This is a genomic window from Nonomuraea sp. MG754425, from assembly GCF_021699195.1.
In the GTDB taxonomy this organism is placed as follows: domain Bacteria; phylum Actinomycetota; class Actinomycetes; order Streptosporangiales; family Streptosporangiaceae; genus Nonomuraea.
Genome location: NZ_SSXE01000272.1, coordinates 1 through 10230 on the forward strand (window position 1 = coordinate 1; position 10230 = coordinate 10230).

At 70.3% G+C, this 10230-nt stretch carries 9 protein-coding genes; 6 read left to right on the forward strand and 3 right to left on the reverse strand.

What is annotated here, in order from left to right; translation table 11 throughout:
• Nucleotides 1-131 precede the first annotated feature (131 nt).
• The 3 genes from FAF44_RS49155 to eccCa are packed head-to-tail and all read right to left on the reverse strand — an operon-like array spanning nucleotide 132 to nucleotide 5578.
• Nucleotides 132-1241, reverse strand: coding sequence for a WXG100 family type VII secretion target (locus FAF44_RS49155; protein ID WP_237110369.1), 1110 nt, complete (start codon nucleotides 1239-1241; stop codon nucleotides 132-134).
• Nucleotides 1238-1546, reverse strand: a complete 309-nt coding sequence (locus tag FAF44_RS49160; protein ID WP_237110370.1) for a hypothetical protein — start codon at nucleotides 1544-1546, stop codon at nucleotides 1238-1240. Before FAF44_RS49160 ends, FAF44_RS49155 begins: the two co-directional genes overlap by 4 nt.
• A 33-nt stretch (nucleotides 1547-1579) precedes the next feature.
• Nucleotides 1580-5578 (reverse strand): type VII secretion protein EccCa, encoded by a 3999-nt coding sequence (eccCa, locus tag FAF44_RS49165; protein ID WP_237110371.1) that lies wholly within the window; start codon nucleotides 5576-5578, stop codon nucleotides 1580-1582.
• 224 nt (nucleotides 5579-5802) lie between these two features.
• Between eccCa and eccD the strand changes: the two genes are divergently transcribed.
• The 6 genes from eccD to FAF44_RS49195 all read left to right on the forward strand — a co-directional run.
• Entirely contained in the window at nucleotides 5803-7182 is a 1380-nt protein-coding gene (gene eccD / locus FAF44_RS49170) for a type VII secretion integral membrane protein EccD (RefSeq protein ID WP_237110372.1), read from the forward strand.
• Nucleotides 7183-7204: 22 nt separating this feature from the next.
• Complete coding sequence (locus FAF44_RS49175; protein WP_237110373.1) at nucleotides 7205-7648, forward strand: YbaB/EbfC family nucleoid-associated protein; 444 nt, start codon at nucleotides 7205-7207, stop codon at nucleotides 7646-7648.
• Nucleotides 7649-7893: 245 nt separating this feature from the next.
• Nucleotides 7894-8247 (forward strand): WXG100 family type VII secretion target, encoded by a 354-nt coding sequence (locus tag FAF44_RS49180; protein ID WP_237110374.1) that lies wholly within the window; start codon nucleotides 7894-7896, stop codon nucleotides 8245-8247.
• Between the two features lie 20 nt (nucleotides 8248-8267).
• The gene (locus tag FAF44_RS49185) at nucleotides 8268-8573 is read left to right on the forward strand and encodes a WXG100 family type VII secretion target (protein ID WP_237110375.1); all 306 of its coding nucleotides are present in this window, start codon (nucleotides 8268-8270) and stop codon (nucleotides 8571-8573) included.
• Nucleotides 8574-8642: 69 nt separating this feature from the next.
• Nucleotides 8643-9035: a hypothetical protein gene (locus FAF44_RS49190; RefSeq protein WP_237110376.1), complete on the forward strand. Its 393-nt coding sequence runs from the start codon at nucleotides 8643-8645 to the stop codon at nucleotides 9033-9035.
• On the forward strand, nucleotides 9035-10230 hold a 1196-nt coding region (locus FAF44_RS49195; RefSeq protein ID WP_237110377.1), incomplete at its 3' end, for a WXG100 family type VII secretion target. The genes FAF44_RS49190 and FAF44_RS49195, both read left to right, overlap by 1 nt.

The window sequence follows — 10230 nt, forward strand, 5'->3', positions numbered from 1 at the left end:
GGGTGATGGGGTTGACACCCGATCTTCCTAACATCGCGCGCTAGCGCGGGAATAGCGTCACAAAGGCCGCAAGGTTACCTTATCATAAAATGTGAGAGAATTCATATATCTGTAACCTCAGATTACCGAGATCAGTACGGCTCGTAACCGCCCCCGCGCTCCATCGACGCGATGCCCGGATGGTGGGCGAGGTCCCCGTAGCGGCTGTAGGTGTACAGGACACCGGCGATGATGTTGTCCACGGGCTCCCGGATCTTCCCGTAACCGGGCAGGGCGTGCGCGTCGAAGGTGGGCGGGATGGTCTGCATCAGCCCCTGCGACGGCACGCCGTTCTGGGCGTTGATGTCCCAGGTGTTGATCGCGTTCGGGTTGCCGCCCGACTCGTGCCAGATGACCTGCCAGATGCGGTTGATGACCTGCGGGTCGTTCGGGTCCAGGTCGCTCACGTCCAGGCCGCGCTCGCGCATGATCTCGTCCATCTCGGGCGACCTGATGATCGTGAGGGCCTCCTTGATCCAGTCGACGACCTGCTCCTTGGGCGCCGGGGCGTTGCCGTACGACGACGGCGCGCCGGCGCCCCCGCCCGAGCCCCCGGAGGTGGCCCCGGAGCCGCCCGGGTCGTCCTCGGAGCCGGTCGAGAGGCTGGGCGTGTACCCCGCGATCCGCTGCCAGTCCACCGGATGGTCCCCGGGCTGGAAGTCGGCCCCGCCGGGCTGACGGATGCCCGCGAAGAAGCCGAAGCCCTCCTCGCCGAGCTGGCCGCTGAGCGCCGTCGTGGCGTCGCCGACGGCGGTCGTGGCCTCCGTGACCGACTCGCCGGCGGTGGTGACCGGGTCGCCGAGCTTGTCGTTCACGTACGCGTCGATGTCGCCCTGCGCGGCGTCGGCGTGCTCCTGCTTGTACTCGCTCTCCGCCGAGACCGCGGAGCTGTGCAGGCCGCTGACCGTCGTGTAGGCCGACTCCAGCTTGGTGGCGGCGGTGTCCAGCGCGGTGGCGCAGGTGGACAGCGCGGTCTTGAGGTTCTCCCCGGCCGTGGGGTAGGCGGCCATGTAGTCGGCGAAGGCGTTCGCCGAGTCGCCCTTCCACGCCTTGCCGACCTCGCTGACGTTCCTGACGAGCTGGCTGGCGGAGGTGGAGACGTGCCCGCCGACCGTACGCAGGCCGGAGGCGATGTTCCTGATGGCCTCCGGGTCGCCGTCCACCTTGGCCATCAGCCCGGCCAGGCTCTCGACCACGCTCATGCGCCGGACCCCGTCTCCGCGTCGCGGAAGTTGTCGGCGACCTGGCCGAGCGCCCGGTCGACGTTGGTCATGCGGTTGCGTCCCTCGCTCAGTTCGCTTCTGACCGACGCCCAGACCGAGTCGATCTTGGTGGCGAGTCCCTCCGCCCCCTCGACCGTCCCGAAGACGCTGGACGCGGTGTCGCCGCGGGGCGGGGTGACCTCGGTGTTCACGAACGCGTCATCGAGGTCCAGCATGTTCTTCACCCGGTTGGCCTGCCGCCCGCACTCCTCCAGCGCCTGAATGTGCACGTCCACGAACCCCATCAAGCTCTCCCTGAGTCGACGTCGCCGAGGAGGTCACGGCTGCTCCACGATCGCGGTCTGGATCAGGCGCGAGCCGGACTTCCTGTCGACGTAGAAACCGCGGCCCACCGGGAGCGCCTGCGGGCGGACGTTGCCGAAGAGCGCGCCCTCCTCCCGGTTGCCCGACATGATCAGCGCCGGGCTGGCCATCTCCTTCAACCGCTGCACGGCCTGGTCGTACATGGCGCGGCCCGCGCCGCCGCTCTGCCGGGCCAGCACCACGTGCAGGCCGATGTCGCGGGCCTGCGGCAGCAGGTCGGCCAGCGGCGCGAGCGGGTTGTTCCCGGTGGCCACGAGGTCGTAGTCGTCCACGATGAAGTACAGGTCCGAGCCCTGCCACCAGCTCCTGCTGCGCAACTGCTCGGGGGTCAGGTCGGCCGGGGGCAGACGCTTGAGCAGGGCCGAGCGGGCGTCCTGGACCAGCTCGACGGCCGCGGTGCTGGAGGCGGCGTAGCCGATGCGGTGCTCGGTCACCGCGGTGTCCAGCAGCGCGCGCCGGTAGTCGATCACGATCATCATGGCCTCGCGCGGCGTCTTCCGCTCCACGATGCCCTCCATGATCAGCTTGAGCACGTTGGACTTGCCGCACTCGTTGTCGCCGAACACGATGAAGTGCGGATCCGCCTCGAAGTCGAGCATGATCGGCGAGAGCGACTCCTCGTCGATGCCGATCGCGATGCGCTGCGGGCCGGTCTTCTCCTTGCCCGGCAGCGAGGCCGCGGGCAGCATCGCGGGCAGCAGGCGCACCGGCGGCGCCGAGGGCCCCGTCCACGCCTTGCGCACGTTGTCCACCAGCGAGCGCAGCCCGTCGGACACGTCCTCCGCGGAGCGCCGGCCGTCGATCCGCGGCAACGTCGCGAGGAAGTGCATGCCGTCCCTGGTCAGGCCGCGTCCCGGCGTGCCCTCCGGCACCGCGAGCGAGGCCTTCCTGCTGATCTCCGACTCGTACGCGTCGCCCAGCTTGAACTCGATCCTGGTGCCGAACAGGTCGCGGATCGACGGCCGGAACTCCGACCACTTGTTCGTCGCGACCACCACGTGGATGCCGTAGCCGAGCCCGCGCGCCGCCAGGTCGGTGATCACGGCCTCCAGGCTCTCGAACTCCTGCCTGATCGTCAGCCAGCCGTCCACGACCAGGAACACGTCGCCCCAGCCGTCGTGCTTCAGGCTGCCGTCGGCGACCCGGCGCCGGTAGGTGGCCATGGACTCGATGCCGGCCTCGGCGAAGCTCTGCTCGCGCTGCCGCAGCAGCGCCGAGACCTCGGCGACCGTCCGGCGCACCCGCTCGGCCTTGAGCCGGTTGGCCACGCCGCCCACGTGCGGCAGCCCCTCCAGCGCGGCGAGGCCGCCGCCGCCGAAGTCGAGGCAGTAGAACTGCACCTCGCGCGGGGTGTGGGTGAGCGCCATGCCGGCGATCAGGCTGCGCAGCACGTTGGTCTTGCCGCTCTGCGTGCCACCGGCCACGCCGATGTGCCCGGCCGCCCCCGACAGGTCCAGCCAGTACGGATCCCGCCGCTGCTCGAACGGCCGGTCGATGATCCCGACGACGGCGTGCAGCTTGCCCCTGCCGTCCCAGCCGGGCGTGGACAGGCCGAGATCCGGCGTGACCGACAGCGACGGCAGCAGGTGCGCGAGCGTGGGCGACTGGTCGAGCGGGGGCAGCCAGATGCGGTGGGCGGCCGGGCCGCGCCCGGCCAGCCGCTGCACGACGACGTCGAGCAGGCTGTCCTGCTGCTGGCCGCGCTCCTCGATCTCGACGGCCCGGGTCTCCTCCGCCTCGTCCGTCTTCGGCGGCTCCGGCTCGGCGGGCGGCGCCACGTACGCCGGGCCGTACTCCACCACCTGGTGCTGGACGGCCTGGCCGTCCTCGGAGCCGGTACGGCGGCCCTCACCCTGGTACGGGCCCGAGACGTAGGCGGCCTTGAACCGCGTCATGCCCGTGGTGTCGAACTTGAGGTAGGCGTTGCCGGGCGCCGACGGCAGCTCGTACGCGTCCGCCACGCCCAGCACGACCCGGCTCTCCATGGCGGAGAACGTCCGCAGCCCGATCCGGTACGACAGGTGCGTGTCCAGGCCGCGCAGCCGGCCCTCCTCCAGGCGCTGCGAGGCCAGCAGCAGGTGCACGCCGAGCGAGCGGCCCAGGCGGCCGATCATCACGAACAGGTCGATGAACTCCGGCTTGGCCGACAGCAGCTCGCTGAACTCGTCCAGCACCACGAACAGGGTCGGCAGGGGGGCCAGTTCCGCCCCTTGCTCCCTGGCCCGCTCGTAGTCGCGCAGCGAGGCGTAGTTGCCCGCCGCCCGCAGCAGCTCCTGCCGGCGCACCATCTCGCCGTGCAGCGCGTCGTGCATGCGGTCGACCAGCGGGAGCTCGTCCTCCAGGTTGGTGATGACCGCCGAGACGTGCGCGAGCGAGTCCAGGCCGAGGAAGGTGGCGCCACCCTTGAAGTCGACCAGGACGAAGTTGAGGATCTCCGGGGAGTGCGTGACCGCCAGGCCCAGCACCAGCGTGCGCAGCAGTTCGCTCTTGCCGGAGCCGGTGGCGCCGATGACCAGCCCGTGCGGGCCCATGCCGCCCTGCGCCGACTCCTTGATGTCCAGCTCCACCACGCGGCCGTCGGCACCGAGGCCGAGGGGCACCCGCAGCCGGTTGCGGCCGGCCCGGGGCCGCCAGGAGACCGCGGGGTCCAGGTGGGCCGGGTCGCCGATGCCGAGCAGGTCGGTCAGCGTGGTGTTGAGCGTCAGCACGTCCTCGGCCTCGCCGCCGGCGGCGTTCGAGGCCCGCAGCGGCGCGAGCTGCCTGGCCAGGCCCTCGGCGCGCATGTAGTCGAGCTGGTCGGGGTCGCCGAAGCGGGTCCGGTGCTCCTTGCCGGCGTGGTCGATCTTGACCATGTGGAAGCCGTCCGCGCGGACGTCCAGGCGCAGCGTGTTCTGCTCCTCGACGTCGGCGGTCGAGCCGGACAGGTCGATCACCGTCACGCCCTGGATGGCGTCGCTGCCGAGCTGGGAGTCCTGCGGCACCCGCCCGCCGTCCACGACGAGCACGTGGTACGGCAGCATGTCCGCCGCCGACCCGGGCCGGAACCGGGCGCGTTCCCTGAGCTCGTTACCCACCAGCCGGTCGAGGTCGCCCAGGTTCTCGGCCATCAGCCGCACCTGGCCGGCCGCGTCCGTCTCCTCGGGGTGCAGCGCGTGCGGCAGCCACTTGACCCACTCCCAGTGGGGCATCCACTGCGCACGGGCGCACACCATGATCCGCATGTCGTCGGGCGAGTGGAACACGGTGAGCTGGGCGATCACCGCCCGCAGCAGGTCGCGCACGGCGTCGGGGTCGCCGGTGACCCTGATCCGGGCGAACGAGCCGAGCGCCACCGCGACGGGCAGCTCCTCGACGGTCGAGTGCGCCCTGACGAACCTGCGCAGCGCGCCGGCCGACAGCGCGTCGAGGTCCTCGACCGGCTTGGAGTCCGGCGGGATGAGCTGGACGGCCAGCTTCTGCACGCCGGTGCCCAGGCGGACGGTGGCGAAGTCCTCGTCGCGCGGGCGGCGCTCCCACAACCGGGGGCTCATGGCGATCCACCACAGGGAGTCGGGCTCGGGGCCGCTCCACTCCAGGGCCTCGCGCTGCTGACGGGCCGCGCGCCTGGTCCGCTTGCGGATCTGGCTCAGGTAGCGGAAGTAGTCGCGGCGGGCGCCGTTGAGCCGGTACTTGCGCTCGCCCGACTGGCGGCCGAGCTGGCCCAGTGTCATGCCGACCATGGACAGCGCGAACAGGCCGCTGGCCACGTACATGATCGGGTTGGCGTTCCCGTACGACGTGAACATCAGCGCCATCGCCGCCGCCCCCGCCACCATGGGGAGGTAGGTCAGGACCATCATGAAGCCCTGGCTCTGGACTTCGGGGATTTCGGGAGGCGACTCGATCAGAACTTCGCCCCGCGGTGGCTTCGGGCCGGGGCGGCGTTCTGGGCGACGCACGACGACGATGCTCATCGAGACGTTCTTACCAGAAAAGACCAGATATGTTCTCTGTTGTCCGCGACCATTGGTGGGACCGGAGAGTTGAGATGGGACAAATTGTTCAAGGCCCTCCCTTGGGGCCCCCGGGACCGCCGATGCGACCCGGACCGCCCCTAGGGTATCCCGGGCCCTATCCCGGGCCGCCCGGCCCGCCTCCGCCCCCGCAGGGGCCGTTCCAGCAGGGCGCACTGGCACAGGTGCCCGTGCCGCTGCCGGCCCAGTGCCATGTGACGATCGTCGGACCGCGGCGCAGGGCCGACCTCGCGCTGCCCGCGGACGTCCCGCTGCCGAACGTGCTGCCCGCGCTGCTCCGCGCGCTCGGAGAGGTCGGCGGCGACGCGGTCGCCGCACCCGGCTGGACCCTGCAACGCCTTGGCGGAGCGCCGCTCGACCTGGGGCAGAGCCTCGGCACGCTGGGCGTGCTGGACGGCGAGATCCTCTACCTGAGGCCCCGCGAGGCCATCCTGCCGCCCGCCCACTACGACGACGTGGCGGACGTGGTCGCCGGCGGCGTGCGCGACGGCCGCGGCCTCTGGTCCGCCAGGCACACCAGGGTCATGGGCGCCGCCGGGGCGATGAGCCTGCTCGTCCTGGGCGGGTTCGGCCTGGCCGCGTCCGGCATGTCGGGGCTGGTCGTCACGATCGTGGCGGCGCTGCTGGCGCTGCTGCTGGTCGTCACCGCGACGCTGCTGTCCAGGGCGGTCGGCGACTCGATGGCCGGCTCCCTGATCGGGTACGCGGCGCTGCCGTACGGGTTCGTCGCGGGCCTGTTCGCCCCGGGCGGGACCCCGCTCGGGTTCGGCGTGCCGCACCTGCTGGCGGCGCTGGCCTGCACGGCGCTGGTGGCCGCGCTCGCGGGGGCGCTGATCTCCGACGGCGTCGCCGGCTACCTCGGCACGGCCGTCGCCGCCACCGTCGCGGGTGTCTGCTGCGCGATCGTGATGGTGTGGTCGGCCCCGCCGGCCGGGGTGGCGGCGGTGGCCATCGCGCTGCTGCTGGCCCTGAGCCCGCTGGTGCCGACGGTGTCGTTCAAGCTGGCCAAGGTGCCGCTGCCGGCCATGCCGACGACCGCGGAGGAACTGCGCAACGACAACCAGCTCCTGGATGCCACGGCCATCCAGGAGCGCACCAGGAGCGCGCAGCGCTACGCCACCGGCATGATCGCGGCCGTGGGCATGTGCGCGCTGGTCACGCAGGTGCTGCTGGTGTTCGCCGACGGCTGGGTCCCGGCCGTCATGATGGTCTCGCTCTCGCTCACGCTCATCATGCGGGCCAGGGTCTTCCGCGGTGTCGGCCAGCGCGTCTGGCTCATCGGCACGGGCCTGGGCGGCTTCGCCATGATCGCGCTGTCGCTGGCCGGCTCGGGCGGGATCGTCGGGGCGCTGGCAGTGGCCATCGGGGTGTTGTGGCTGGCGCTGACGAGCGTCGGCATCGGGCTCTGGCTGGCGACGGGGAAGCCCTCGCCGTTCTGGGGACGCGCGGCCGACATCTTGGACATCGTGCTGATCGTGCAGCTCTTCCCGCTCGCGCTGGGCGTACTCGAGGTCTACACCTGGGTGCGCGGGCTGTCCGGCTGATCCTGTTTCAGGAAGGTGGAACATGCAGGGGTTCGGCGACTTCGCCAACATCGACATCGACAAACTGCTGAAGCAGGCCGACGAGCAGGTCAAGCAGATGGGCGAGTTCGAGAAGAAGGTGGACTCGTTCGTCGGCCGCGCCCAGGACGAGAACGGCATGGTCACCGTGGAGTACGACCACCAGGGCCTGCGCGAGCTGGAGCTGCATCCCAAGGCGATGCGCATGTCCTCGGGGGAACTGGCCGAGCTGATCAAGGCGGCGATCGCGGACGCCACGGCGGACTTCCACCAGAAGTTCGGTGAGGGCATGAAGGAGACGCTCGGTGACGACTCCGATCTGGCGGAGCTCGCCAACAACCCCGAGGCCATGCGCGCCAGGCTGGATCGGGCGGAGGCGATGCACGATCAGGCGTTCTCGGATGTGATGGGCCAGCTCGATAAGATCCGCCGCCGGTTGGAGCTCTAACCGGGTTCGTCCACCGATGAGATTCGCCACTTGTCAGCGGCCGGCAGGTCGCTCATCAGGGAGTTCATCGGGATGTCGCAGGTATGCGACCAGTATGCGACCGATCCGTAACCTGTAGTTTCTGGGAATTACGGGGCAGATGGTGGCTAACATGCCATTTGAGGTTGATCGCGGGGGTAGTCGGTTCCATTCACGAGGGTGACCGCCCGCCGTGGCAGCAACGCCATACCGACTTGGAGGTCCAAGTGTCACTGTACGGGGCCAGCGTCACCCAGCTGACGAACGCCGCCGGCTACTGCCAGGAAACCGCCCAGTACATCGAGGGCATGCGCCAGCGGGTCGAGCAGATCAAGGCCGACCTCACCACCCAGGGCTGGCAGGGCGGCGCGTCGCAGAAGTTCGCCACCGCCCTCACGGCGTGGGACGGCGAGTTCAAGGGGGTCATCCGCATCCTCGAGCAGATCTACGACAAGCTGAACATGGGCGCAGGGGTGTACAAAAACGCCGCCGACCAGAACATGGACATCGCCGGCGGCTTCGTCTCGGCCGGAGAGGCCGGCCGAGTCGACTCCCTCATCAACACCAACTACCCAAGCTGAGCAGGACGGAGAGCAGCACCATGGGAATGCCTGATGACTACACCTACGTCCGCTTCAGTTCGATGGCTGACGCCTACGAGCAGTTGCAGAAGATCGTCACCGAGCTCGACCGGGTCACCGACGACCTCTACGCGGACATCCAGAGGGAGCTCGGGGCGAGCTGGGAGGGTGACGCCAAGCTGTACTTCGAAGGCAAGAAGAACGAGTGGAACGAGCACGAGAAGACGATGGGCAGGCAGCTCTACAGCGCTGCGAACACTGTCGAAACGGCCAGAGACAACTACCAGAACGCCGAGCGCGCGAACATCAACATGTGGACGGACTGACCCAGGCTTTTGATCCTCTCGGTCACCGGTGATCGCGGTGGCCGGGAGTCGTGCTGCTAGAGGTGAGGCATGACACACAGGGATGCGACGGACGGGGGCCACGGGGAGCTGCCCGTCGATCCCGGCCTGTTCGACGACGAGGGTCGCGAGAACTCGCCGTCCAGCATCCGGGCGATAGCCGAGGAACTGCGGTCCAGCCTCGACGCCATGCTGGGCGGCGGCGAGCGGCCCAACGGCAACATCAACCAGATCACGACGGACTCCACGTTCTCGGCCGCCCAGATCGGCCAGTGGCCGGACGCCGTGGCCCTCGCCACGACCGTCGGGTCGAGCAACGCGGGCACGAAGTTCGCCGAGGTCTACCAGAAGTTCATCGAGGCGTACCAGAGCGTGGTCGAGGCCGTCGAGCTCAGCGCGGACAGTCACGACCGGGCGCGCGGTGCCAACGAGGGTGAGGGCTGATGAGCGGCGAGCAGGAGACCGTCGTCATCGTGACCGGCAGCTCGCCCACGGGCGAGTGGCTCGACAAGACCAAGGACGAGATCAAGGCGCTGCTCCAGGACACCGACGCCTTCATCGTCGACGGCACCGGGCAGACCTACCAGAACGCGGCGAGCAAGATCGAGCAGGCGATCGCCGCGCTGGAGGAGCACGCACCCAAGATCGCGGACGTCTGGAAGGGCCCGGACGCCACCGCGGCCCGCGCCGCCCTCGAACTGCTGCACGCCTCCGGCACCGAGCTGTCCGGCAAGCTGTCGATGATGGGGCAGGCGCTGCAGACGTACGCCTCGCACCTCACGGACACCGAGGGCAAGGTCGACGAAGCGGTCACGGTCCCCGGTGGCACGTACACCACGGAGGCCGAGCGCGACCTCGTCAAGAAGTCCCTGGAGAACACGCACGCCCAGCGCGCCCTGTACGAGCTCAACCAGAAGATCGTCGACATCTACGACGTCGAGCTGCCCCAGAGCGTCACCTTCGAGCTGCCCACGGTCACCCCGCCCACCACCCCGTCGGACACCGACCCGGTGCGCTACCCCACCGACTACGGGGCGGACGGCGCCGGCTACGACACGTCCGGGAGCGGGACCGGCGGCTACGGCGGCGGCTCGGGCTCGGCCGCCCATGCGAGCACCGGCGGCAGCTCCTCGACCGGCTCCGGCTCAGGCGGCTCGGACGGCCCCGGCTCCACCGGCTCGAACCCGGGAGGCTCGAACCCGGGAGGAACCGACCCGAACGGCTCCGACCCGAACGCCCCCGGCTCCGACACCCCGGCCGACCCGGCCCCTGACACGCCCACGACGCCGGATCCCGCGCAGACACCGGGCAGCGGCACCGGCGACGACTCCGTGCCGCCGGTCATCGGCGCGGAGGACCGGACGACCACCGACGGCCCGAACAGCCTGGACCCGAACCGGGCGGACCTGGCGAGCTTCCAGCCGACCACCACCGCCACGATCGGTTCTACCTTCACGACCCCCACGACGACGATGAACCCGACGTCCGGGTTCGTCCCCTCTCCCACGGGCGGCTCGCCGGGCATGCCTTCGGTGATCGGCTCGCCGGGTGTCGGCGTCGGCCAGGTGGGGATGGTGCCGCCCGGTGCCCGGGGGGCCGGCGCGATGCACGGCGGCGCGCCCTTCATGCCGTTCATGGG

Bases quoted from the DNA above. Each gene is read 5' to 3' on its own strand.
- FAF44_RS49190 (WP_237110376.1), top strand. From the start codon at position 8,643: ATGACACACAGGGATGCGACGGACGGGGGCCACGGGGAGCTGCCCGTC.
- eccCa (WP_237110371.1), bottom strand. From the start codon at position 5,578: ATGAGCATCGTCGTCGTGCGTCGCCCAGAACGCCGCCCCGGCCCGAAG.
- FAF44_RS49160 (WP_237110370.1), bottom strand. From the start codon at position 1,546: ATGGGGTTCGTGGACGTGCACATTCAGGCGCTGGAGGAGTGCGGGCGG.
- FAF44_RS49185 (WP_237110375.1), top strand. From the start codon at position 8,268: ATGGGAATGCCTGATGACTACACCTACGTCCGCTTCAGTTCGATGGCT.
- FAF44_RS49155 (WP_237110369.1), bottom strand. From the start codon at position 1,241: ATGAGCGTGGTCGAGAGCCTGGCCGGGCTGATGGCCAAGGTGGACGGC.
- FAF44_RS49175 (WP_237110373.1), top strand. From the start codon at position 7,205: ATGCAGGGGTTCGGCGACTTCGCCAACATCGACATCGACAAACTGCTG.